At 57.0% G+C, this 24,745-nt stretch carries 21 protein-coding genes and 5 pseudogenes; 13 read left to right on the forward strand and 13 right to left on the reverse strand.

The window, feature by feature from the left end; genetic code table 11:
- Positions 1-164: 164 nt before the first annotated feature.
- Entirely contained in the window at positions 165-752 is a 588-nt protein-coding gene (locus tag C8N45_RS16125; protein ID WP_108387298.1) for a hypothetical protein, read from the reverse strand.
- A 76-nt stretch (positions 753-828) separates the two neighbouring features.
- Here C8N45_RS16125 and C8N45_RS16130 point away from each other — a divergent pair, with 76 nt between their 5' ends.
- Positions 829-1,182, forward strand: coding sequence for a Crp/Fnr family transcriptional regulator (locus C8N45_RS16130; protein ID WP_108387299.1), 354 nt, complete (start codon positions 829-831; stop codon positions 1,180-1,182).
- Positions 1,183-1,605: 423 nt separating this feature from the next.
- Here C8N45_RS16130 and C8N45_RS16135 read toward each other — a convergent pair whose 3' ends face one another.
- Both C8N45_RS16135 and C8N45_RS16140 read right to left on the reverse strand, forming a co-directional pair.
- The gene (locus C8N45_RS16135) at positions 1,606-1,854 is read right to left on the reverse strand and encodes a hypothetical protein (protein WP_108387300.1); all 249 of its coding nucleotides are present in this window, start codon (positions 1,852-1,854) and stop codon (positions 1,606-1,608) included.
- Positions 1,855-1,900: 46 nt separating this feature from the next.
- The gene (locus C8N45_RS16140) at positions 1,901-3,751 is read right to left on the reverse strand and encodes a Na/Pi cotransporter family protein (RefSeq protein WP_108387301.1); all 1,851 of its coding nucleotides are present in this window, start codon (positions 3,749-3,751) and stop codon (positions 1,901-1,903) included.
- 162 nt (positions 3,752-3,913) lie between these two features.
- Here C8N45_RS16140 and C8N45_RS16145 point away from each other — a divergent pair, with 162 nt between their 5' ends.
- Positions 3,914-4,273 carry a hypothetical protein gene (locus C8N45_RS16145; RefSeq protein ID WP_181868952.1) on the forward strand — a complete coding sequence of 120 codons (360 nt, stop codon included), beginning with the start codon at positions 3,914-3,916 and terminating at the stop codon, positions 4,271-4,273.
- Positions 4,274-4,276: 3 nt separating this feature from the next.
- Here C8N45_RS16145 and C8N45_RS16150 read toward each other — a convergent pair.
- Positions 4,277-4,654, reverse strand: a pseudogene (locus C8N45_RS16150) (integrase core domain-containing protein); the annotation flags it as partial.
- Positions 4,655-4,740: 86 nt separating this feature from the next.
- Here C8N45_RS16150 and C8N45_RS16155 point away from each other — a divergent pair.
- Both C8N45_RS16155 and C8N45_RS24235 read left to right on the forward strand, forming a co-directional pair.
- Positions 4,741-4,908, forward strand: a pseudogene (locus C8N45_RS16155) (transposase); the annotation flags it as partial.
- Positions 4,908-5,088: pseudogene (locus tag C8N45_RS24235) on the forward strand (transposase); the annotation flags it as partial. The pseudogenes C8N45_RS16155 and C8N45_RS24235, both read left to right, overlap by 1 nt.
- A gap of 428 nt (positions 5,089-5,516) precedes the next feature.
- Here C8N45_RS24235 and C8N45_RS24145 read toward each other — a convergent pair.
- A pseudogene (locus C8N45_RS24145) lies at positions 5,517-5,667 on the reverse strand (IS5/IS1182 family transposase); the annotation flags it as partial.
- Positions 5,668-5,787: 120 nt separating this feature from the next.
- On the opposite strand from C8N45_RS24145, the gene C8N45_RS16165 reads away from it, so the two are divergent.
- From C8N45_RS16165 to C8N45_RS23290, 7 genes are read left to right on the forward strand one after another with little or no spacing between them, the layout of a single operon-like run.
- Entirely contained in the window at positions 5,788-7,854 is a 2,067-nt protein-coding gene (locus C8N45_RS16165; protein WP_108387302.1) for a hydantoinase/oxoprolinase family protein, read from the forward strand.
- Positions 7,851-9,488 carry a hydantoinase B/oxoprolinase family protein gene (locus tag C8N45_RS16170; protein WP_108387303.1) on the forward strand — a complete coding sequence of 546 codons (1,638 nt, stop codon included), beginning with the start codon at positions 7,851-7,853 and terminating at the stop codon, positions 9,486-9,488. The genes C8N45_RS16165 and C8N45_RS16170 overlap by 4 nt, the downstream gene beginning before the upstream one ends.
- Positions 9,489-9,520: 32 nt before the next feature.
- Complete coding sequence (locus tag C8N45_RS16175) at positions 9,521-10,501, forward strand: TRAP transporter substrate-binding protein (protein ID WP_168769502.1); 981 nt, start codon at positions 9,521-9,523, stop codon at positions 10,499-10,501.
- A gap of 55 nt (positions 10,502-10,556) precedes the next feature.
- On the forward strand, positions 10,557-11,078 hold the full coding sequence (locus C8N45_RS16180) for a TRAP transporter small permease subunit (RefSeq protein WP_108387305.1): 522 nt from the start codon (positions 10,557-10,559) through the stop codon (positions 11,076-11,078).
- Positions 11,071-12,360: a TRAP transporter large permease gene (locus tag C8N45_RS16185; protein WP_108387306.1), complete on the forward strand. Its 1,290-nt coding sequence runs from the start codon at positions 11,071-11,073 to the stop codon at positions 12,358-12,360. Before C8N45_RS16180 ends, C8N45_RS16185 begins: the two co-directional genes overlap by 8 nt.
- Positions 12,357-13,079 (forward strand): GntR family transcriptional regulator, encoded by a 723-nt coding sequence (locus C8N45_RS16190; protein ID WP_108387307.1) that lies wholly within the window; start codon positions 12,357-12,359, stop codon positions 13,077-13,079. The genes C8N45_RS16185 and C8N45_RS16190 overlap by 4 nt, the downstream gene beginning before the upstream one ends.
- A 38-nt stretch (positions 13,080-13,117) precedes the next feature.
- Entirely contained in the window at positions 13,118-13,387 is a 270-nt protein-coding gene (locus tag C8N45_RS23290; protein WP_168769503.1) for a hypothetical protein, read from the forward strand.
- Positions 13,388-13,399: 12 nt separating this feature from the next.
- Here C8N45_RS23290 and C8N45_RS16200 read toward each other — a convergent pair.
- Positions 13,400-14,782: pseudogene (locus tag C8N45_RS16200) on the reverse strand (IS1182 family transposase).
- A 285-nt stretch (positions 14,783-15,067) separates the two neighbouring features.
- Between C8N45_RS16200 and C8N45_RS16205 the strand changes: the two are divergent.
- Entirely contained in the window at positions 15,068-15,805 is a 738-nt protein-coding gene (locus C8N45_RS16205) for a dienelactone hydrolase family protein (RefSeq protein WP_108387309.1), read from the forward strand.
- 315 nt (positions 15,806-16,120) lie between these two features.
- Here C8N45_RS16205 and C8N45_RS16210 read toward each other — a convergent pair whose 3' ends face one another.
- From C8N45_RS16210 to C8N45_RS16240, 7 genes are all read right to left on the reverse strand, one after another.
- Positions 16,121-17,776, reverse strand: a complete 1,656-nt coding sequence (locus C8N45_RS16210) for a Na/Pi cotransporter family protein (protein ID WP_108387310.1) — start codon at positions 17,774-17,776, stop codon at positions 16,121-16,123.
- 28 nt (positions 17,777-17,804) lie between these two features.
- Positions 17,805-18,596, reverse strand: coding sequence for a phosphodiesterase (locus tag C8N45_RS16215; RefSeq protein ID WP_108387311.1), 792 nt, complete (start codon positions 18,594-18,596; stop codon positions 17,805-17,807).
- Positions 18,593-19,402, reverse strand: coding sequence for a carbohydrate ABC transporter permease (locus C8N45_RS16220; protein ID WP_108387312.1), 810 nt, complete (start codon positions 19,400-19,402; stop codon positions 18,593-18,595). Before C8N45_RS16220 ends, C8N45_RS16215 begins: the two co-directional genes overlap by 4 nt.
- Positions 19,399-20,292 (reverse strand): carbohydrate ABC transporter permease, encoded by an 894-nt coding sequence (locus C8N45_RS16225; RefSeq protein WP_108387313.1) that lies wholly within the window; start codon positions 20,290-20,292, stop codon positions 19,399-19,401. The genes C8N45_RS16220 and C8N45_RS16225 overlap by 4 nt, the downstream gene beginning before the upstream one ends.
- Positions 20,293-20,355: 63 nt before the next feature.
- Positions 20,356-21,624, reverse strand: coding sequence for an ABC transporter substrate-binding protein (locus C8N45_RS16230; protein ID WP_108387314.1), 1,269 nt, complete (start codon positions 21,622-21,624; stop codon positions 20,356-20,358).
- A gap of 46 nt (positions 21,625-21,670) precedes the next feature.
- Entirely contained in the window at positions 21,671-22,690 is a 1,020-nt protein-coding gene (locus C8N45_RS16235; RefSeq protein WP_108387315.1) for an ABC transporter ATP-binding protein, read from the reverse strand.
- The gene (locus C8N45_RS16240; RefSeq protein ID WP_108387316.1) at positions 22,687-23,466 is read right to left on the reverse strand and encodes a DeoR/GlpR family DNA-binding transcription regulator; all 780 of its coding nucleotides are present in this window, start codon (positions 23,464-23,466) and stop codon (positions 22,687-22,689) included. Before C8N45_RS16240 ends, C8N45_RS16235 begins: the two co-directional genes overlap by 4 nt.
- 236 nt (positions 23,467-23,702) lie before the next feature.
- Here C8N45_RS16240 and C8N45_RS16245 point away from each other — a divergent pair, with 236 nt between their 5' ends.
- Positions 23,703-24,587: an HAD-IIA family hydrolase gene (locus tag C8N45_RS16245; RefSeq protein WP_108387317.1), complete on the forward strand. Its 885-nt coding sequence runs from the start codon at positions 23,703-23,705 to the stop codon at positions 24,585-24,587.
- The last annotated feature ends 158 nt before the right edge of the window (positions 24,588-24,745 follow it).

Consider the following 24,745-nt stretch of genomic DNA (forward strand, 5'->3'; position numbering starts at 1 on the left):
TGTTCGGTTGTCGTCAAATGTCCAGCATCCAACGCCCCGGAGAACGATGCGGACAACGTCACAAACACGATCAAAATGGCGCGGATCAGTACCATAGAAATTGGTCTAAATGGGGTACATGTTGAATTGCAGGTAATCAGGTAGCTACATCAAGTCGCGAAGGATCAGTGCCGGTGGGCTTCCTCGCCCCGCGCCATCATCAGGTGATGCGCCCTGTGGTGATCCTGACTTGCCATCAGACCGAAAAAACCCAGGCCATGAATGCGGGCAACGACAGCCGGATCTTCGCTCGTCACTTGCAACACCACGCTCTCAGCCGTTTCGGACGCCGTCACTGCCCAGCGATCATCGCGCGCGAGGTGTGCAGCGTGCGCCGGAACCATCCGCCGCAACGTGGCGACAGTTTCGGCATCACCCGTGGCCGTTGCCACGATACCGTTGGGCAGCTCTTCGTCCGACACAACAGCATGCGTGTCGAGCCTGTCCATATCGACCAGATGTAACCTCAGACCGGCAAGATCGACACGTGACCAGTCCGTCTCGGGGTCAGCCTCCAGAACCCGCACGACTTCGGACAGCGCGGCAAAGGCCCCTTGCCCCGGCTCTCGCAACACGCTCGCATCTGTCGCAGCCATTTGGCCGTGCAAGTCGCGATCCATGTCACTGCCATGTCCCGAATGATCCATTTGAGCAACCGCGATAGCCCCTGTGCTGACCACCGCGAGAACAGCGATACCGATACCAAGCCGCATGTTTTGTCCTTTCTATTTTGCACGACCCTATCGCATGACAGGAATTCCCCGTATGATTTCTATCATGTCGGAGTAGATGCAGATATTCGAGGATGCCCTGGTGAGGGATTTTGCAAAGGGGGATGTCCTGTTTCGACAGGGCGATCCGGTTCGGTCGATGTTTCTGATCAGCGCAGGTTCCGTTGCGCTGGAACGCCCGCTCAAGGATGGTGGGCTTTTGACCTTGCAAGTCGCGGGTCCAGGTGCAGCGTTAGCCGAAGCCTCGCTGTTCGCAGAAACGTACCACTGCGATGCAGTTGCGCGTTCTGATGCTTATGTCGCGGTTTTGTCGCGAGCCAAATTTGTAGCCGCTCTACGCCAGTGGCCCGATGCCTCAATGAGTCTGGTAGAAATGCATGCTAAGGCTGTTCAAGCGCAGCGCGCGGATTGAAATACTGCGCCTGCGGCGGGTTTCAGACAGGTTGGATGCCTGGCTTGATCTGAACGGCGCGCCGCCTAAGGGTGAGTGGATCAATGTGGCAGATCAGATCGGCGTATCGCCACCTGCGCTCTATCGGGAGCTAACTCGACGGCGGCATTAGTTGATGTTCATGACTAAGCTGCATTTAGGTAGTGATGGGCTCAGAGTAGTCATTCGCTGCAGCTTGAACCAAAGTCCGCTGCGGCGATATGCGGTAGTCTTCAATCCAAGGGGCCAGAACGCCTTGAAAAAATGCCGCCAAGGACAGAGAGGCGACAATCGCTCAAAGTCAGATGACAGCACTTGGTGACTTTTTAGATATGCCATTGCGCTGGGGACAGCTTACTGCGATCGTTTCTGGTTGAAAACCTTGGCGCGCAGCTTTCGGGCCGCTTAGGTCAACTCCTCTAGCAACCATTCCGCGCGCTGGATATGGGTCTTCGCGATTCCAAGCTTCCCCTCAAGCCGAGCCTTTTTATCCGCTGATGTCGCAGCGGCAATTTCAACTTCCAGTTCTGACGACTTCGCACGCAACTTCTGCAAGACCGCCTCTACATGGCTAGGCTTGATCTTGCTTGCCTTTCCACTATTGAGACGCGCGTTGTAGTCCTTCACTTTCGTAGCAAGCTTTTTCAGACCCATCTTCGCTACTCCAATCCTGTCTTGGCGGCATCACTCTGGACGTGTTTCATGACTGTCTCGTAACAGTCTTCTCGGACACATGAGAGCCTGCCCGGTTCCGTAGTTCAACCATCGCTTCGTCGAGTTCTTCCTCGTCGAGCGACAGCAGGCTTTCCACTTCAGCCATCGCGCTGTCGCGTTCAATATAGTAGCTGCGCGCAACTTTGATCAGGTCGCGCATGGCGTCGTAGGCGTATCCGGAATCATTCATAAAGGATGTCGCGGCGACCGCGCTCAGTTCTCCATTGCGGATGAGCGTGTCAATGCGTTTGGATGTCGAGCGCGCGTCCTCTTCGATCCGGGCGCGCTCCTGATCTAGCCCAAGCGCACTGCGATCATCAGGCGCGGCCATACCAAGTTTACGGATCTCTATCACGATCCGGGCGATTTCGGTGCGCAAACCGTCATAGAGCTCCGTCACGACACCTTGGGGTCGGACCGAGTAGCGCAAGATATTCTTGCGCAGGTGCTTGACTGATTTAACCGCTTGCACAATGCCGCTTGCAACATCGCGCATGGCATAAACACGGTCCGCGATCTCTGGATCAAGCCGCTTGTCCCCAGCACGTGTTACAAATTCCACGATGGCCGCATAGAGCGTCTTCACATGACGTTCATAACCCACATCTATATCAAGTTCGAAAGGACTACGGCTTTTCCGAACCAAGGCTGCAACATCGTTTGTTGAAAATACCTGATCGCGGTGCAGATTGAGCCCGTGAAGGATCAGTTCGATCGCATTCTCGTAGAGATGAAGCACCTCCTTGCGCAGCGCGACCTCAAGGGTTTGCGGGAATTCATCGACCGACTCATTCAGGTAACGTGGGCGACTGACATCTGGAACAGGTTCTATGATCCGGCGCTCAAGGAAAGTGATGAGCCGGGTCAGGAACGGCAGCATCAGCGCCACGCCGAGAACGTTGAAGATCGTATGGAACACCGCGAGCTTCATTGCGTAGTCGCCCGGGGCGATCCCCACGGCATCACTGATCCAGTCAACTGAATCCCGCAGCGGTGCGATAAAGACGAGCGCAACAGTCGCTGTAGCCATGTTGAAAATGAGATGTGCCAGCGCCAATCGCTTGCCCTGAAAATTCGCACCAAACGCGCTGATGATTGCGGTAATCGTTGTGCCGATGTTCGCGCCGATGGCCAACGCCAACGCGTTCTCATAGCTGATCTGACCGGCGGCCAATGCAGTAAGGATCAGGACCATGGTGGCATGGCTCGACTGCATGATAACGGTCGCGGTGGTCCCGATCAGGGAATAGACGAATAGACCTAGCAATCCCGTGAGCGCAAAGCGCGTCAGGTCAATCTGGTCCTTGAAGGCGTCGAACCCTTCTTTCATGTGGTGGATACCGAGAAACAGAAAACCAAGCCCTGCCAATGCATAGCCGATGCCCCGCAGTTGCTTTGACTTCTGGAACACCAGAATGATGCTGAGTGCGATCATCGGCATGGCGTAGGCTGCAATGTTGATCTTTAGTCCAAGCCCTGCGACCAACCATGCCCCTGTCGTCGTTCCGATATTCGCACCAAAAATGATCCCCACGCCGCCAATTAGCGAGATCAGTCCGGCGCTCAGAAATGAGATGGTAATGACTGAGACCAGCGAACTCGATTGCAAAAAAGTGGTGGAAATTATCCCAAAAAAGATCGCACGGCGTGTCGAGCCTGTCGCCCGCTCTAATATCCGTTCCAAAGCGCCGCCACTAAATAGCTTGAACCCATCCTCCAGCATCAGCATGCCAAAAAGAAAGATCGCTACGCCGGCCGCGATTTCCTGCGCGTCAGAACTGAACCAGAAGGCCAACAGCAACGCAACGATGACGATCGGAAGATAATAACGCGTCATTCTGGCGAACCTGCCTGAAGAGTCACCCAGACTCTTGGTCCTGACATGGGCTGGCGATACTCAGCTGATCCTATCTGATCCGTTTTTCCCGCCACTGGGCGCATTCCCTGCTAGATGTTGTAATTTCGAAACATACCCATGCGCATATGTGCTGTCATTGACATGGCTCATAGAGCCTTTCTGTTGTTCGGTGATGGTCGGTTCATGAATGTTGGCACCGACCAGTGGGACCGTGCTACGTCGAAAACCGAGAAAATCGAAAATGCTGCCCAGCGAAACCGCGATGAGCTGGTTCGTTTTGGGACCGCTTTGCTCTTTGTCGTTGACATCATGCTGTTCACCATCGTCCGGACTGATGGTGGCATCGACGGAACACTGCTAGTCGCAGCCGCGATGATCGGCGGATACATGGCAATGAACATTGGCGTCAATGATGTCGCAAATAATGTTGGGCCCGCTGTCGGATCGAAGGCCATCTCGCTTTTCGAGGTGGGGTTGCTCGCGAGACATCAGATTTCTTGATTCTAGCTTTTCTCTGAGTGCTTCGTAAGGCGTCTTCCCTTTGTGTGCGCCAGGCGGTCTGTGGAAGTTGTAGAAGCGCTCCCACTCGTCCAGTTTGGCTTCCAGATCGACATCGCCTTTGTAGCTAAGCAGTTGGTAGAACTCCTGCCCGTCATAGCGGTGCGATCGTTCCACTTTGCTGTTAAGCTGTGGCGTGCCGCGTTTAATATAGGCATGGCGGATCCCCAGATCTTCGATGTGCCAATGGAACTTCGCCCGTAACGCATGGCCGTTAACTGTACGTATCTCACGGATGCGGAAAGGGAACTTTTCGATAATGTGATCGACGAAATCGATTGCGTTGGCCTGGGTGTGTTTTTCGTAAATCTTTAGAGCCCGTACTGTCTGACGTCAGCGCCTATGGGTCCAAATAGCGTCATTTGCTAAGAGAGTGTTTGTTGCTCATCGTAACCACCGAGGAGTGGACGATGAGAAAGACAACGAAGAGCCCTGGCGAGAAGATCGTCAAAGACATCAAGCGTGCAACGCGTAAGCATTATTCGTCTGAAGAGAAGATCCGGATTGTGCTGGATGGGCTGCGTGGCGAAGACAGTATCGCGGAGCTTTGCCGTCGCGAAGGCATCTCTCAAGGCATTGCCGCCTCAATTTGATGGACCGCGTCCCGGATCACTCGACCTTTTCCAAGAACCGTCATGGTCGATTCCGCGAAAGCGATCTGCTGCGCCATGTATTCGAGACGACGCTTGCTCGCTGCATGAAGGAAGGCTTGGTTGGTGGTCAGGGCTTCGCGGTCGACGCCAGTTTGATCTGTGCCGTTGTTCAGAAGCAGAACTCGAGCAATCCTAAGGACTGGGCGGCCCGCGAGATTGATCCGAATGATGCGCCCCGCGCAGTGCGCGAGTATCTCAACACGTTGGATGATGAGTCTTTTGGCGCGGCCACAACGGCCATGCCCAAGTTCACCGTGCATGCCGACCCTGCCAGCCAACGGACAGCAGCGCGCAAGGGCCCTGCGTTCTTTGCCTATTCCGACAACTACCTCATCGACACCGAGCACGGCATCATCATGGATGTGGACGCCAGTCGGTCGAACAAGACCGCAGAGGTGGGGGCGATGCGAATGATGCTCGACCGCACCGAAGACCGGTTTGGCGTGAAGCCTGATTGGATCGCCGCTGACATCGCCTACGGGTCATCCGACAATCTGGTCTGGCTGGCACTGAAGCGCCAGATCCTCCCCTTCACTGGCAGCACCAAAGGCCGCCTCGTTCGATGTGCCGCGATACACGCGATCAGCCCGGGGTCTGCGTCCACATCGACCCGCGCCGGGTCCCATTCGTCCTTTGGCGCAGAGTCTTGTTTGTCTCGGCCTCAATCAGGCTGGCATCAACGGCCTATCACAAAGCGGGCTCTGACGTTTCCCAACGCAGATGAGACCGTGCGCTCTTGACCCTAGAGCAGGGAAACCGTGGCAATATGTTGACATTATTCAATAAGTACGTACTTAATTGCGGATGTTGAGATTCTCGATAGATATTGGGGGCACTTTCACAGACGTCGTCGCAGAGACTGAGGCCGGTCTGTCCTCTGTCAAAGTGCTGACGACCTCGTATGCCCCCGATCAAGGTGCTCTTGATGGGATGGACCGGTTGTTGTCGAAACTTGGCAAGTCATACGCCGATATCTCTGCCGTGATCCACGGAACGACCCTCGCGACCAATGCGTTGATTGAACGTCGCGGTGCCAAAACGGCCTTTGTCACCACCGCCGGGTTTCGCGATGTACTGGACATGCGCTACGAAAAGCGGTTTGCGCAATATGACCTCGACATCGAAATGCCGACCTCGCTTGTTGCCCGCCCCCTGCGGCTTGGGCTGGAAGAACGTATTCTGGCTGACGGTTCAGTTCTCAAAGCCCCGCAAGACGAAGAGATTGACGCGCTTGCCGCGCATATCAAGGCCAAAAAGGTCGAGGCCGTCGCCATCGGTTTTCTGCACGCCTACCGGAACCCCGCCCATGAAATCTATGTGGCCAACCGTCTGCGCCAGACACTCGGCGAGGACGTAACGATCTGCCAAAGCGCTGACGTCGCTTGCGAAATCCGCGAATACGAACGCTTTTCAACTGTCTGCGCCAATGCCTATGTGCGCCCGCTGATGCAGCGCTATCTTGGCGCGCTGAAGGCCGAGTTGAACAGGTTGGGCTTTGATGGATCGTTCCTGATGATGCTGTCCGGCGGCGGCCTGACAACCCTTGAACAGGCAATGCGGTTTCCCATTCGGCTGGTGGAAAGCGGGCCAGCGGGCGGTGTCGCCCTCGCTGCTCATGTGGCACATGAGGTCGGGTCCAAATGCACGCTGTCGCTGGATATCGGTGGCACAACGGCCAAGATTTGTTTCATCCGTGAAGGCAATCCGCAGACCACGCGCCGGTTCGAAGTCGCTCGCGCGTGGCGCGACGTCAAAGGCAGCGGCCTGCCGGTTCGCGTCCCCACGGTCGAACTGGTCGAAATCGGTGCAGGCGGTGGTTCAATCGCTGCGGTCGACACGCTGGGGCGACTCAAGATCGGTCCGCACAGCGCCGGCTCCGACCCCGGCCCTGCAGCATATGGACGTGGCGGCACCGCAGCGACAATCACCGACGCGCATTTGAGCGTCGGCAACATTGCCGCCGAAGGCTTCGCCGGCGGTATGATTTCACTGGCACCTGACAAAGCGCCTGCGGCCATCAGCAAGCATGTGCAGACGCAGATGGGCCTTGCGGATGTTGAAACAGCGGCGGCGGGCATCATCGAAATTGCTGACGAGACAATGGCCAATGCAGCCCGCGTCCACGGCGTCGAGTTGGGTCTTGATATCACGGCGTTTGATCTGCTGGTTACCGGCGGTGGCGGCGCGCTGCACGCCGCGCGGATCGCGGAAAAACTGGGCATCTCACGCATTATCGTACCCCAAAATGCAGGGGTCGGGTCGGCTGTTGGCTTCCTACGCTCACCCGTTGCATTTGAAAGCGCCATATCCGTGATGGAACCATTGCACACCATAGACGCCACAGCCTTGACGCACCGTGTGTCAGAGCAAGTCGCCCATGTGCGCGCCATCGTGGAAGAGGCCGTACCCGCCGACCGCGTGACCACGACCGCCAAGATCGAAATGCGCTATCAGGGGCAAGGCTTGGACATTGTTCTGGAATATCCGGCCGATGATGGCTTCAAGATTGACGTGGCGCGGATCGAGGCTGAATTCATAAAGCGCTACAAGTCGCTGGTGGGTTTCACGCTGAAAGACATCCCCCTCGATCTGGTCTCTGTCAGCGTCACAGCGCGCGAGACGCGCAAGCTGGACCGGCACGCCTTTACTCCTGCCGCCAAGGCGGATGCGTCGCAAGAACGACAAGTGTTCGACTTGGCAGCCCAATCGCAGATCACCTACCAGGTGCGAGAGCGCACCGACCTTGCGCCGCAGGTCATGCAAGGCCCCACCGTGATCACCGAAGATCAGACGACAACGCTGGTGCGCCCCGGCTGGTCTGTGCAGACCTCGGGCGAGGGCCACCTTATTCTGGAACGGGGTGCTGCATGACCGATACTCTTGATATCGTCGCGCGCAACGTGCTTTGGAACCGCCTGATTTCTGTCTGCGAAGAACAGGCCAATGCGCTGATGCGCGCGGCCTTTGGGGCGATCGTGCGTGAGGCGGGCGATCTGTCTGCCGGTGTTTTTGACGCCAACGGCGTCATGCTGGCCCAAGCCGTCACCGGAACACCGGGGCATGTGAATACGATGGCGGCTTCCGTGCGCGCGATGCTGGAGCGAGTGCCTGCCGAAACGCTCAAGCCCGGCGATGCATTGGTGACTAACGATCCTTGGCTGGGCGCAGGCCATGTCTTTGATTTCGTAGTTGTGACCCCGGCATTCTTGAATGGTCAGATCATCGGCTACCTCGCCTCGACCAGTCACATCGTTGATATCGGTGGGCGCGGCTGGTCGGCAGAGGGCGCGTCTGTCTATGAAGAAGGTGTGACCTTCCCGGTTCTGCATCTGCGCCGAGGCACGGAGCTGAACGAAGACCTGCTGGCAATCGTCACCGCCAATTCCCGCGTCCCCCATGAAGCGCGCGGCGATATTCTGTCGCTGCTATCGTGCAATGATACAGGCGTTGCACGCTTGCTTAATCTGATGGGCGAGTACGCCTTGCCCGACCTTGTCGCGATTGCCGACTTTATCTTTGAAAGCTCGGCATCGGGGACGAAACAGGCCCTCGCGCGCGCGCCCGAGGGTATCTACGTCAGCATGATGCAACTTGACGGCTACGACGCCCCAATCACGCTGAAGGCGCGCATGACCATTGCCGATGGCACCATCGCGGTGGACCTGTCCGGGTCCAGCCCGGCGGTCGCCCGTGGGATCAACTGCCCGCTGAACTACAGCGCCGCCTATGCATCCTTCGGCATTCGCGCGCTACTGACGCCGGACATCCCCAACAACCACGCCTCGCTTTCCGCGATCACAATCACCGCAGACCCAGGTCTTGTGGTCAGTGCCGAACGGCCAAGTCCCGTCTCCGCCCGCCACGTCATCGGCCAAGCGCTGCCTGATCTGATGCTGGGCTGTCTTGAACAGGCACTTCCCGGGGATGTCCTCGCCGAAAGTGCCGGTGCCCTTTGGACCTTGTCGCTGTCTGGCGCGGGCAAGACGCCGTTTTCATCGCTGAATGTCGCCCTTGGCGGCATGGGCGCACGGCCCGGGACTGACGGGCTTTCGACAACGGCTTTCCCATCTGGTGTGGGCTCCGTGCCGGTCGAAGCGGCAGAGGTCGCCGCGCCCGTGATTTATCACGCCAAAGAATTCATCCGCGACAGCGGCGGTGCCGGGCGTCATCGCGGTGGGCTCGGGCAACGGATCGAGATCGGCTCGCGGATTGGCGAGGATATGTTCATGTCGGCGGCCGCTTTCGAACGGCTGACCAGCGGCCCCGAAGGACGCCAAGGTGGCCTGCGCGGTGCAAACGGCAAAGTCGCGATCAGCGACGGGACGCAAGTGACCGACAAGGGCATGTATAAAATTCCGGCAGGGGAACGCGTGATCCTGCAAACACCCGGCGGAGGAGGCTTCGGCGACCCCGCAAAGCGTGACAGAGACACCCTGCAACAGGATGTATCCGACGGGCTGGTATCAAACGACGCCGCCCGAAAGCTGTACAAAGGCAATCAATAAAACTTCACCAACTGGAGATAACGACAATGACAATGATGAGAAAAATCCTCGGCATGACGACCGCGCTGACCTTGGTTGGCTCTGCTGCGATGGCAGAAACCAAATGGGATCTGTCCACCGCTTGGGGCGCGAACAACTTTCACGCCGAAAGCGCGATGGCCTTCGCAGACGCGGTGCGTGAAGCAACTGACGGCTCGGTTGATATCACCGTGCACCTGTCCGGCGAAACTGGGGTAAAAATCACCGAAAAGCTTGCAGCGGTCGAAACCGGCATCGTACAAATGGCGGATATGCTGCTGTTCCTGCAAGCGGGCGAAGAACCGTTTTTGGGCGTCGACACCCTGCCGTATCTGATCCAAGGTCAAGACGAGATGACGATATGGCTTGAAGTCGCGGGCCCCACCTATGATGAGATTTTTGAGCGTCGCAATCAAAAGGTTCTGTATTATGTGCCCTGGCCTTCGCCCGGCGTTTACACCAAGAACGCGATTGTCAGTGCCGATGACATGTCAGGCCAACGCATCCGCGCGTTCAATGCAACCTCTTTCACATTCCTTGAAAAGATGGGCGCGGCACCAGTTGAATTACCGTTTGAAGAACTTGCACCAGCCGTCGCGGCGGGCACTGTAGATGGCGCTGCAACATCAACGTCCACCGGCGCCAATTCGAAACTTTATCAGTTCACCGACCATTTCAATCCTCTCAACTGGTCCATGTCGCCCGATGCGGTGACAGTGAACCTAGATGCGTGGAACGCCCTCAGCGACGCAGAACGCGAAACGATCCAAGGCCTTGCCGACAGCATGGAAGCAGAGTTCTGGGCGGCCTCAGCCGCCGAGGATGAGACAAAGACAGCGGTTCTGGTGGACAACGGCATGACGGTTTCTACAGCCGACGCCAGCTTGACCGCGAAGATGGCCGAAGCGGGTCAGGCTATGTGGGCAGACTTCTTTGAAAACGTGCCCGATGCGCAGGAAGTTGTCGAAGCTTACGCAGAAAAAGCTGGAAAATAAGCTAGTTGTGGCAGGGGCGGAGCGCTATCCGCCCCTGTCCCGCTCAACCTAGATCATGACCGTTTTATTAAACCTCATAGACCGCCTGTCGCGCTTTGCGGAGCTTAGCGCCGTGTTGCTGATTTTCGGCTACTGCATCTTGATGCTGACCGAGGTCGTCGCCCGTGCGCAAGCGCAAAGTTTTTCGTTCACATGGGAATATTCCACCTATGCCATGGCGGCGATCTTCGCGCTGGCCTCGGGTCCGGCGATCCGCACGGCGGTGCATGTGCGCATCACGCTGGTCACCGAACTGATGCCTGCGCGCATGACCAAATGGCTGGACGTGCTGGCCAACGGCGTGGCCCTTTTGATCGTTGCCGCGATTGTCTGGGCGATGTGGGTGAAAACGTCCGGGTCTTACGACCGCAATATTTTGGCGACCTCCGTGTCCAAGACGCCCTTGTGGATACCGCAGGCGCTTGTGCTTTGGGGCGGTGCGCAACTTTGGCTGGACCTTTTGGCCCGCATGATCCGACGCGCCCGCGATGAGACCTATGAATGGCGCAATGCTGACAAGGAACATGTCGATGTTTGAAATCGCAATCGTCGCCAGTCTTTTGTTCGTCGCCCTTCTGGCCGGGTCCGTCTGGATCGGCTTGTCGCTGTTCGCCACAGGCTACCTGCTGTTGGCGATCTTCAAGCCCAACATACCCATGGATGTCTTTTCTGGCGGGGTGATTTGGGGATCGCTGATCCCAACACCGCTTTTGTCCCTCCCGCTGTTTATCCTGATGAGCGAAGTTCTGGTCAGCGCCGGCCTTGGCCGATCCTTGTTTTCGGGCCTATCCCCTTGGGTCCGCCGCTTACCGGGGGGCTTGCTGCACGTCAATGTCGCCGGTTCAACCCTATTTGCTGCCGTGTCAGGTTCATCAGCAGCAACCACCGCCATCGTGGGCAACGTCAGCCTGCCGGAACTGAAAGCACGCGGCTATGACCGCCAGCTAGCGATGGGATCATTGGCGGGTGCAGGTACTTTGGGCTTTCTCATCCCACCGTCGATCATCATGATCATCTACGGTGTGGTGGCTGAACAATCCATTGTCGAGCTTTTCATCGCTGGTGTCATTCCGGGGCTGACATTGGCCGCGCTTTATATGGTCTATATCGCGGCCCACCAAAGTCTGACCGGCACGCAACCCATGGCCGAACCCGCCACACGGGCCGAACTTTGGCGTGGCCTGCGCGATATCGGACCAATCGCCGCGCTGATCGTCACAATCATGGCCGCCCTTTACTTGGGCTTTGCGAGCGTCAGCGAATTGGCGGCACTCGGCGTTTTGGGCGCGGTGCTGATATCCGTGATGATGGGCCGGTTCAGCATAGCTTCAATGCTGTCCGCAGGACGGCGCGCGGTGCGCACATCAGCAATGATTGGCCTGATCGTGGTCGGGGCCGCACTCCTCAATTCCGCCTTCGGCTTCCTTGGCATCCCCAAGGCCATCGCCGCGCAAATCGCCGGGTTCGGCTTATCACCAATGGCGCTGGTCGCGGTACTTTTGGTTTTCTATGCACTGCTCGGCATGTTTCTGGACGGCACATCCATCATCGTCATGACCCTCCCGATTACGCTGCCCCTGATCACGGCAGCAGGCTTCGATCCCATCTGGTTCGGCATCTTCGTGGTCGTAGCGGTCGAGATCAGTCAGATCACACCGCCCATCGGGTTCAACCTGTTCGTAATCCAATCCCAAACTGGCGAAAGCATCGGGAAAATTGCGGTCGCGGCGTTGCCGTTCTTTGGCATCCTGCTGTTCTTTGCAATGCTGCTGGCGGTCTTTCCCGATCTCGCACTCTGGCTACCAAGGACGCTGCAATGACGGCGCTGCATCAAAAGTTGGCGGATGATATCCTGACGCAAATCCAGACGGGTAAGCTGCCCGTGGGTGAAAAGTTGCCCCCCGAGGCTGAATATGCCGCAGACCTTGGCGTCAGCCGCTCGACGCTTCGGCTGGCCTTTTCCGAGCTTGAACGGGTCGGCATCTTGCAGCGCAAGAAACGCGCAGGCACGACCGTGATCGCTGACCAGCCCAAAGCACAGTTCAACATGAGCACGACAGGTTTGCATGAATTGCTGAGCCTCGGGCGCGATACCGACTTGATGTTGTCAGGCACACGCACGGTCGCGACCAATGCCATTTCGGAGCTGCAAGGATATCACAGCGAAACCGATCACTGGCTTGAAATCAGTGGCACCCGCACCTTGCCAAACCAGAGCACGCCGTTCAACAGCACACAAGTCTACGTCCCAGCCCGCTACGCCGCGATAGAGCATATTTTGAAAGAGCGAGAGCCATCCGTTTTCCGCATCATCGAAGAGCGGTTCGATCTTGTCGTAGGGCGGGTCAGCCAAGCAGCGCAAGCCATCGCTTGCCCCGCAGCGATTGCAAAGGTTATTGACCTTGAACCCGGCGCGCCAGCACTGCGGATTGTCGCGCAAATTTATGATCGCGGTGGGTTCCTGATGGAAATCTCGGTCGCCACCTTCGATCCCGAACGGTTCCAGTTGCAGACAGATGTACAGGTCGACAACTTGTAATCAGTCAGAGACTAACGTTGAAGCAGTGAGACTGGTCGTTGCAAGAGTTCGCGTCAGTTCCGAGCGAAGCCAAAACTGTAAATGACCGCTTTGGCGACGTGAGCTGCAATGCAACGACTAATATGCCGCAAACGCAAAGCGATGCTGCGTCAGCGAAGTTCGAAAAACAAATGACTGTTCTGTCCCGCTCAACAGACCTCAATGCATCGCGCAGCGAACGGCAAATTCGAGCCGATTGTGTTGAAAAACTCGTTGGTTTTGGCCCATTGATGCTGGTTACTACGTTGATTTCTTTTGGCTGTTCGTAGCCAGCCTGCCTTTCACGCTTCGGCTGGTCCCATCGGTTTGAGCTTGGCGAGTTTCCGGAGGTTTTGGGCGGTTGCTGCGAGGGTAAATTAATCTTGGACGCCGTATGGGCCACGTAATCGGAGCCTGGCCAAGCCAAGGATGCGTTTGAGGTGGGCGAAGAGCATCTCGACTTTCTTTCGTCGGTCCGAGGCGATCTGATTGAAGTCTGATGCGGTACATTGACGGGCAAATTCTCAGACGATCTCGTATTTCTCGCGGTGGATTGTCCGAGCTTCTGTGTTCGGACAGCACTTGGCTTTTAATGGGCAAGCAATGCAATCGACCTTCAAGGCCCGATATTTGCGGGACCGCCAACTTGGCTCATTCCGGGCAGGATCGGAATAGGTACGCCGCGTGTGCTTCATCTCTTTGCCTCCAGGACAAATATAGCGGTCGTCCTCATCATCCCATGTGAAGTCTGATCTGGAGAACGTGCCGTCCGTGTGCTCGCCCTTATCGAAGACGGGGATGAACGGCAGGATCTTTCGCTTGGTGGTCAGCTAAACAGGGTTGTCGGACGACCCGTAGGCCGTATCAACGGCGATCCAATCTGGCTTCAAGCCAAACCGCTCTTCAGTCCGGTCAATCATCTTGCGCATGGCTCCAACTTCAGCGGTCCTGTTCGAACGGCTGGCATCCACGTCAACGATGATACCGTGATCTGTATCGATCAGGTAATTGGTGGAATACGCAAAGATAGCTGGGCCTTTGCGCGCTGCAGTCCATTGGCTGGCCGGATCAGTATGAGCAGCAAACTTGGGCTTGGTCGTGGTGGCCGCACCAAAGGCCTCGTCGTCCAGCGTGTCGAGGTATTCCTGAACCGCGCGTGGTGCGTCATCGACGTCGGCCACACGGGTTGCCCAATCTTCAGGGTTACTGGAGTTCTGTTTCTGGACATCGGCACTGATCAAGCTGGCATCGACGGCAAATCCTTGGCCACCCACCAGCCCTTCTTTCATGCAGCGCGCAACGGTCGTCTCGAGCACATGGCGCAGTAGATCGCTTTCACGGAATCTACCGTGGCGGTTCTTGGAAAAGGTCGAATGATCCGGGATGCGGTCACTCAGATCGAGGCGGCAGAACCAGCGATAGGCCAGGTTCAGATGAACCTCTTCGCACAAGCGGCGTTCGGACCGGATGCCAGAGCAATAGCCCACAAGCAGCATCCGGATCATCAATTCAGGATCAATGGATGGACGACCAGTGTGGCTGTAGAAGTCCGCAAGGTGAGTCCGGATGCTGCTTAGATCAACAAACTGATCAATCGACCGCAGCAGGTGATCCTGCGGAACGTGGCCTTCCAGCGAGAACTCGTAGAACAACGCCGCCTGCGCGTCCTGCTTCGGTCCCAGCATCGCAAAACCCTCCCACTCACTAAAAGAATTGAATCAGCGAAACACACCGCAATCAAGAAAGAGTTTTTCAACACAATGAGCCCAAAGTGGCAATTGCTATGCTTCGCTCAAAGGAATGCAATGCGCAGAAACACATCTTTTAGCCGGTGTCTGGAAGGCGATCCCAAACTTGCAACGACAGACGCCGACCGTCATTAGGGTTGTCCGATAAGCCCCGCGAACTAACATTGTTCAGATTGCCAAGAAATAGCTTGGTCCAGACAGACACACAACTTGGAGAAAAACATGCGATTTACATCTCTTCTCGTAGCATCAACGATGGCCGCGGCACCAGCGCTTGCGGAGGACGTGTCCTACTCAGTTAATGGAGAGGCTTTTACCGGATACTGGGCCCAAGCCGAGGACCCCAAGGGTCTTGTTTTGATTATCCACGACTGGGACGGCATGACCGACTACGAGCGTCAGCGCGCAGATATGCTGGCGGAAATGGGGTATGATGCCTTCGCAGTGGATATGTTTGGCAACGAAACACCCACTGAAACAATGGACCACCGCATTGCTGCAACCGGCGCCCTGTATAAGGATCGTGATCGGATGAAGACCTTGGTTCAGGCTGGTTTAGAGCAAGCACAATCGCGGTCCAGCACCGATGAACTGGTTGTCACAGGTTACTGCTTTGGGGGCGCCGTAGCTCTTGAAATGGCACGGAGCGACATGTCGGACGCGGCAAGCGGCTATGCGACCTTCCATGGGGGTCTGGCGACGCCGGAAGGTCAGTCATGGAGTGGAGATGAGCCGCCTGTACTCGTGCTTCACGGTGGCGCTGATACGTCGATTACAATGCAAGACGTCGCCACATTCGTAACTGAGCTGGAGGAGGCTGGCACAACATACGCGCTCGAAGTCTACTCAGGCGCACCACATGCGTTCACGGTTTTTGGCTCAAATCGCTATCAAGAGCGTGCCGACGCTGCTAGCTGGGAAGCCTTTTCGAATTTCCTGCGCGAGCGCGTTTCAGGCTAGTCAAATTAGAAATTTGGTGCACCCTTCTTAGTTATTTGGGGTGCACCTTTATGCGTCATCATCTCCGCACGTTTAGCCCACTTGCAGTGTTCCTAAATGACAGCTTTGTCCGCAGAGCAGTCATTCAGACATTGTGCAGCGAATGGCTGCTTAGAGCCCAAAGTGTCAATTGCTGCGTACGAAATTAAGGACCAGAATGCCGCGCAGAGCCGACATTGAGGGTTAGAAGCTCTGTTGCTGCCCTTATACTCACTGACAACAACACCGCCAAGTTCTTGAAATACGATCACCTTTGATCAGGCTTGTATATTTGCGCTAGGTGAGACGGCTCTTTAACAGATCACCTGATTTCAGGAGGATGGGATGGCCCACCATCGAGAAAGCTGTGTTGATTTGCTTCAGCGCGCGCAACGTTTCTTGGTGGATGTTGCTGGTCTCGATGCTTTCGACAAGCCCCTCGCGCAGGCGTCCGATATGGCTGCGCTGCAATTTCTGCTCGACTTTGCGCACGTTTTCCTTGGCTGCGACCAACTCTCGCGCCTCTGCAGGATTCTGGTTCATCATCACATTCAGGGCAAGCTGGACATTGCTTTGGACACGGTCCGTGAAATCACGGATTTCCTCGCGGCCCTTCGGCGAGAATTGCAGTTTTTGCATATCCAGACGTTTGGCGAGATCAAGCATGATCCGGGTGATCGCATCGGACGCGGAGTCGAGGCTGGATGAAATCGAGGCAAGCTCCATTGAACGTCGACTCAGATTCTCGTCCATTCCCTTTTGCCCAAGGCGAGCAAGGTATAGTTTGACGTCTAGATGTGTCTGCTTGATGGCTTTGTCCTGATCCACGATCATGCTGGCAGTGGCCGCGTTCCACTGGTCGTAAAGAGGTTCGACCGTGATCAACATCTGTTCAATCTTCTGGCCCATCGTGAGCAGTTCGCGCGCCGCACAATCAATCGCGCGCTGCGGTCGATCCAGCAAGGCAGGGTCAAGTGCGCTGGCGACATCCAGCGCGCCGTTTGGATCGGATTTTTCAGCCATGAAATAGGACAGCACGGACGTGATAGGCCCGACAAAAGGAAGCGCGACAACAGCCAACGCCACATTGAAGGCAAGGTGCAGATTGATGGCTTGCCGGGCAGGCGTCGCGCCAAGTTGGGCCAACAAGTCCGGCACCGCCGCAATCACGAAAACTGTCAGCGCGGCTCCGCCGCCCCGCAAGATCAGGTTCGCCATGACCATCCTTCGCGACGCAAGCGGTGCGGAATAGGTGAGGACGAACGCGATGAAACCTCCGCCCAGATTGGCTCCGAGAACCATAGCGGCGGCAGCAGGAACCGGAAGGATCGACTGTCCGGCGAGTGTAACGAACAGCAACACCGCCGCGACACTCGAATGGACGCCCCATGCGAACGCCGCCCCGATGATGAAAGCGGTCAGCAGATCGCGCCCCAAATAGGCCATGACGGCCTGCGTGCCGGGGTTCGATATCATCGGTTCGGTCGCGCCACGTATCATGTCCAGCGACACGAAAATCAGCGCAAGTCCGATCATGATCCGGCCGATCTGTCGTGTCTTGCTGCCTTCGCCGCGCAGAAAAACCGTGATCCCGATAACCAGCAGCAGCGGGATCAGCAGCGGTTGGCGGACCATCAAAAGCTGCGTCACTACAGCTGAACCGACATCGGCCCCCAATAAAATCGCCAGCCCCGCCGCCGTCGCCAGCCCGCCCGTGGACACGAAGTTGGACACCAGAACGGCCACTGCCGTGGAACTTTGCAACAAGACAGCAGCCCCCATGCCGGTCCCTGCCGCAAGCAACCGGTTCTTGGCTGAATGGCGCAACCAGATGCGCATGGGCGCTGCGAAACCGCGCTCGACCCCCGTACGCACAAGGCGCACGGCCCAAATCAACAGGGCCGCAGCGCCTGCGATGTGAATCAGGATTTGGATTGCATGCGGTTCATTCACCGGATTTGCTTTCTTTTAGGTGCAACGATCAGAACGGAAAGGGCCCCGATCCGGCTACAGGTCCGATCCTGATCGATTGAAACCCTTCGTCCCAACGGTGCAACAGGCAGCCATCCTCTTGTGTCGTGTACCCAACCGGCGCATCCACGCGAAGGTCATAGGCAAAGGTGCTGGCAGGCGACGGCGCCGAAATGGCGATGTGGCCCGCGACATCGCTGATGATCATACTGTGGATGTGGCCACAGACAATGCGCAGCGTGCCTTCAAAGCGGTTCAGGACATCACGCAGGGCCGCCCTATTGGTCAGTCCGATCTTGTCCATGAAGCCAATGCCGCAGGGAAAGGGAGGATGATGCAACGCCAAAAGCACAGGCACATCCCCTGCTTGGGACAACGCATTTTGCAAGAAATCCAGACTGTCGGCCGGTAGCGTTCCCGCCCCCTGCCCTTCGACTAGGGTATCAAGCCCGATCAGTTGGATGTCACCGACACGGCGGGTCCAGTTCAACGGGCCGTTGGCCGGAAGGTCCTTGGCAAAGGCGTTTCGCATCGGTTCTCGTGCGTCGTGGTTGCCGGTAATGACATAGGTCGGCAGCCCCAAGGGCGCGATCAGCGATTTGAACCGTTCGTAGCTTTTCACGCTGCCGTCATCGCTTAAATCGCCACTGACCAATAGTGCGTCAATCGGCCGGATCTGGTCGCGGATACCGGTGATCCGTGCCACCAGCCGCGCCAAGGCGTCAGACGTATCCAGCCGCCCGGACACCAACGCGCCCTCGGGCACGATATGGGTGTCGGAGATTTGTAGGATCGTCGTCATTTGATCCCTGCACGCAAGAATGCTTGCACGAATTGGCGTTGGAAAATCAGGAAGGCGATCAGCAAGGGGGCGACGGACATTAGCGTTGCGGCGGAAATGATGCTGATATCAACACCATTTTCGGGCGCGCCAAAGATCGACAAACCCACCGTAAGTGGCCGTGTCTCGGGCGAGTTGGTGACGATTAGCGGCCACAGGAAGTTGTTCCAGTGGGTCGACACAGACACCAGCGCATAGGCCAGATACGTCGGCTTCGCGAGCGGCACATAGACCCGCCACAAGATGCCCAGCAAACCGCAGCCCTCGATCCGCGCGGCTTCGTGCAATTCAATCGGGACGCTCTTGAACGCCTGCCGCATCAGGAAAATGCCGAACGCACTGGCCATATAAGGCATGCCGACGCCAAGGATCGTATCGAATAGGCCAAGGCGCGAGATCATGGCGTAGTTTTCCACGATCAAGACTTCGGGCAGAATGAACAGCTGCATCAGTACCAGAATGAACACGTAGTCCTTGCCGGGGAACTGCAACTGCGCAAACGCAAAGCCCGCCAAGGTCGTCAGCACGAACTGCCCGATCAGGATCACCGTCACCAACATGAAGGTGTTGATGAAGTACTTCAGCCACGGGGCACCTGCCCAGGCGACGCGGAAATTCTCGAGCGTCCAGGGCGAGAACAGGTTCAGGTTTACGGCATCCGACGTGGAATGCGTCGCGGCCCAGAAGGCAAACAGCAGGGGCGAAATCCAGATGATCGCCAAAAGGATCGCGCCGAAGCTGTCCATGAATTTAGTCAGGCTCTTCATTGGTAATGCGTCCTTTTATCAAGGTAGAGGAACTGCACGGCCGCTACGATCCCCAATACCGCGATCACCATCATCGTCATGGCCGCCGCACTTGGGGCGTCAAAGAAGGCGAATGCCATCTCATAGATATAATACAGGATCAGCTTGGACGCATCGGACGGCCCGCCTTTGGTCAGGATAAACAAATGGTCGATCAGCTTGACCGAGTTGATCATCGCGTTCACGGCGATGAACAGTGTCGTCGGCATCAACAGCGGCAACACGATACGGCGGGTATAGGTCCAACGGCTGGTGCCTTCGATGTCGGCGGCCTCTTTGAGGTCCTCGGGGATCGTCTGCAACGCGGCGAGGTAGAAGATCATGAAGAACCCCGCCTCTTTCCAGATTGTCACGATGATGATGGCCCAAAGTGCTGTTTCGGGTTGGCCCAACCAGTTGACGGACGGCAGGCCGAACAGGCTGCCGATCTGGTCCAATACGCCAAGACCGGGGGTGTAGAAGAACAGCCAAAGGTTCGCTGCGGCGATCATGGGCAAAACGGTTGGCGTGAAATAGGCGGTGCGCACAAAACCACGCGCGCGGATCTTACTATTCGCCCAAAGCGCCATCGACAGCGCGATAAAAATCGACACGGGGATTGTGATGCCCGCATACAGAAGGTTGTTTTTGACCACGATCCAGAATGTCGGATCGGCAAAAAGCTCGGCGTAGTTTTCTGTGCCGACGAATTCGGTGGGGTTGCGGCGGGTGCCGCGGGAAAACAGGCTCGACCACAGGGTCGCGATCGACGGATAGAACGCAAACAGCGTCAGCAGAATCGCCGCTGGCGACAGCAAAAGCCAGCCATAAATGGCCTGTCTGCGGCGTTCGAGGTTGGCATGGGCTGACATGGCGTGTCTCCGGTGCGTGGGAAAGGTAGGGCCAGCACAAAGTGTGCCGGCCCCGATGGTGCGTTACTGGTAATCGCTCAGCAGGCGCACGGCGGCGGCTTGCGCCTCGGCCAAGGCCTCAGCCGGTTCTTTGGCACCGGTCAATGCGGATTGGATCGCATTGTTCAGGCCATCGCGCACGCGGGCTGTCTCGAACGTCGAGAATTCAGCGACAGCGTTTTCCAGTTGGTTGCGCGCCACAAGGGCGGGCGGAAATTCAGCCGTGTAAGCCTGAAGTGCTTCGGTCTCGTAGGCTGCGGGCGACACGCCCATGTAGCCTGTGCCGATGGACCATTCGGCCGCCTGCTCTGGGGATGTCATGAACTGCATCAGCTTCAGCGCGGCGGCACGTTCTTCGTCCGTCGTGTCCTTGAACAGGTAGAAGTTACCGCCACCGGTGGGTGAGCCAAGACGCACATTGCCCGGAAGCTCGGCCACGCCGAAGTCAAAGCTGGCGCCATTTTTCACCGCCGTCAGGTTGCCGGTCGAATGCCACATCATCGCGGTTTGACCTTCAAGGAACGCCTGACGCAATGTCCCCCATTCGACGGTGCCCGTCGGCATGATGCCATGCTCTGTCGACAGCGATTTCCAGAACTCCAGTGTCTCTACAACAGTCGGATCATCGAAGTAGGTGGTTAGACCATCACCGGACATCACCTCTTTTCCGTTCTGGATCGCAAGCGCCTGGAACATCCAATATGGGTAGCCGGTTGACGGGATCATCAGGCCGTATGTATCGCCGTTGGTGAGCGCCTTGCCCATGTCGATCATCTCGTCCCATGTTGTTGGCGGGGATTCTGGATCAAGACCGGCGGCGCGGAACATGTCCTTGTTGTAATAGGCCACGATGGTCGAACGCTGGAACGGGATGCCCCATGTCTGGCCTTCGATCAGGCCGTTGGCCATGAGCGCAGGATAGAAGCTGCCCAGCCATTCCTTGTCGGCGTCGGATGTCGCGACCTCTTCGAAGGGAACGATCAAGTCCTGTTCTATAAGGTCATAGGCGTCGATTGAAAACATCACCGCAAGCTGTGCAGGCTCACCGGATGCAAGCGCGGACAAAGCGCGCACGCGGGTATCATCGTAGTTGCCCGAATAAATCGCGTTCACCTTGATGTCCGGGTTTGCGGCTTCAAAGTCTGCGACGATCCCATCGACCACTTCGGTCAATGCACCGCCAACAGCAATCGGGTAGTACATCGTCAGTTCGGTCTCAGCGCTTGCAGGTGCGGTGAAACCGACTGCCATAGCAGTCGCCAGCCCCAATCCTGTTTTCGAAAATAGTTTCATGTCTCTCTCCCTTGGTTTTGGTTCTTTGTCGTGTCGGCAAGTGGTTTCACCCTGCCATCCTTTGGCCCGCAGCGTCGAAGACGTGCAGATTTTCGTCGTGAAAAGTGATGTCGATCTCGCTGCCTTCGGCCATCAGCGAAAGACCGGGTTTGAGAACGCACAGCCCCACTGCGCCCGCGTGATCCAACCCGATCAGCGTCTCGGCCCCCAGAAATTCGCTTTCGGTGACGGTGCAGCGCATGCGCCCGTCCCCTTTTGACACGATCTGGATGTTCTCGGCCCTGATACCGATGGTCTTATCCTCGCCAAATCCGTCCAAAACAGACGACTGGAGCAATGCCATCGGGGGCGCGCCGACAAATTCGGCCACGAAGGTATTGTTGGGCCTGCTGTACAGGTCCTCGGGTGATCCGACTTGTTGGATATGCCCGTCCTTCATCAACACGACCGTATCGGCCATACTCATCGCTTCGGTCTGGTCGTGGGTGACGTAGACGACCGTGATACCCAAATCGCGTTGCAGTTTCTTGATGTCCTTGCGCACGGCGTTGCGCAATTTTGCATCGAGGTTGGAAAGTGGTTCATCCATTAGGCACAGCCGCTGCCCCGCCACGATGGCGCGGGCCAGAGCAACGCGCTGACGCTGGCCGCCAGACAACTCTCCGGGTTTGCGATCCTCAAGACCCAGCAGTCCAGTGATCTCGAGCGCGCGATGCAGTTTTTCGAGCCGCTCTTTCTTCGGAACACGCCGAACCTTCAGCCCGAACATGACATTTTCGGCCACGGACAGATGCGGGAAAAGCGCGTAGGACTGGAACACCATCGACAAGTTCCGGTCGGAAGCCGCGCTTGTCGTCACGTCCTTGCCATCTATCAGGATCTTGCCTTCGTCTGGCAACTCCAACCCCGCCAACAGTCGCAGTGTCGTGGATTTCCCGCACCCCGAGGGGCCTAAAAGCGCGGTAAAGCTGCCCTCTGGTATATCCAGCGTTATGCCTTCAACGCCCAACTGGCCGTTCCAACGCTTTGCCACGCCGTCGAGTTTCACAAACGGTGATGTTGTCATCTTGGTTGTCCTTCAGCCACAAGCAGTCGATCTTTGATGTTGGTCAGCAGCGGCGCGAAACGATCGCCCGGTCGTCGGTCGATGATGATCTGGTCAATGTCGGCAATATTGCCGCCCAATGCCGGAGCCTGACGCCCGAATTTGGAGCCATCGATCACCAGAATGGACTGTTGCGCGTTCTCGCAGATCTTTTGCATCGCACGCACCTCGGTCGTGTGAAATTCCAGCAACCCGCCGTCTTCTGCAATTCCCGCAGCCCCGAATACCGCGAAATCGGCCCTGAACCGTCCAAAAAAATCCAAGACGTCGTTGCCAAGAATATCACGGTCCGGCAAACGCACCTCACCGCCGGGCAGAATGATCCGGTTTGAGACCTCCTCGCTCAGCGCCATCGCAGCACTCAGATTGTTGGTGATCACGGTCAGTCCTTTGCGACGTCGCAACGCCTGCGCTACGCTGAGAGGGGTCGAACCAATGGAAATGAACAGGGTCGCGCCATCGGGGATCAGCTCTGCGGCCGCCTCGCCGATGGCGCGTTTGCCCATCAGGTTCGTGCCCGCCCGCTGGTCAAATGGCGTATTCAGAAATTCTTCGCTCAACTCGATGCGACCATGAACACGGTGCAACATGTCGCCCTCGCAAAGGGCATCCACATCACGGCGGATCGTTTGCATGGATACATTGAACCGCTCGGCCAGAGACCCGACAGTCACCGCGCCCTGCTCCAGCACCAGAGCCGAGATCGCCTCGCGTCGTCTTTGCTTTTTTGATGACATCCTACCCCCGGGTCTCGAGTCTGCCGTTACGTTAGTCGGCGAATAACAACAAAACAACATTTTTATTCGCCCCCCTTCCCTGGATGCTGCTTGGAACATGCCGTTCAGCCCGAAAATACAGTAAAATACGGATGACCACCCTGCAAGATTTGTTGTTTTGTTGTTTTTACTTTCTCTTTCGTGGTTTTTCTTTAAGGTGGCACAAAATAAACGATCAGAAACCGAAGTGAGGATACATGCTGACAACGCAGTCGATTTTTGATCGCTATCAGGAAGTCCGTGCGCGGTTTCCGCAAGTCACACCGCGGGACGGATGTGTTGAAATCCAGTCCCTGCTGGACATCGCCGATCAGGTCAATGCCTTCGTCTTCGACGCGTTCGGCGTTTTGAACGTGGGTGAAACGATGATCCCCGGCGCGGACATGCGGCTGGACCAATTGCGCGAACGTGGCTGCGCGATCCGGATTCTGACCAATGCCGCCAGCTATGACCGCAGCGGTGCAATTGCCAAGTTCAAGCGTCTGGGATTGCGCGTAAAAGACGAAGAAATCATCACCAGTCGCGAGGCCGCCCTTCAACATCTGGGCGCGGGGCATTGGGGCGTAATCGCGGCGGACACCGACCCGCTAACCGATCTGCCCGCGCAGGTGACGCGCCTGAAAGACAATTCAGACGATTACGACGCGGTCGACCAGTTCCTGTTTCTATCGACGGCGGACTGGACGACGGCGCGGCAAAATTTGCTAATGTCATCCATGCAGCGCCGCCCGCGCAATCTACTGATTGGAAACGCCGATCTGGCCGCCCCCCGTGACGACGGGTTCTCTGTCGAGCCCGGACATTTCGGCCATCAGATTGCCGACCTGTTCCCCGACCGTGTCCAGTTTTTCGGAAAGCCGTTCCCAGAGGTGTATGACTTGATCGAGGCGTCGCTGCCGTCCCTGATGCCGGACCGCATCGCGATGTGCGGTGATACGCTTCACACCGATATCCTCGGCGCCGCCGCCCGTGGCTGGCGGACCGTGCTTGTCACTCAGGACGGCCTGTTCGCGGGCTACGACACGGAGCCGTTCTCGAAACAGGCGCGTCTTTTTGCCGATTGGCGGCTCAGTAGAATCTAGATGTCTTCGGATATGAGGATGTTGTGGGGTGTCCTTCTCGGGCTGGGGTGAGGTGCCTTTGATCGTCCACGCGCGTTATTTCGGCACAGAAAAGTCCCCATGTTCATCTTGAACGCGGTATCCCCTGAATACGCAAAAAGCCCAAAGCAGCCCTTGAT

This window comes from Yoonia sediminilitoris (genome assembly GCF_003058085.1).
Classification (GTDB): domain Bacteria; phylum Pseudomonadota; class Alphaproteobacteria; order Rhodobacterales; family Rhodobacteraceae; genus Yoonia; species Yoonia sediminilitoris.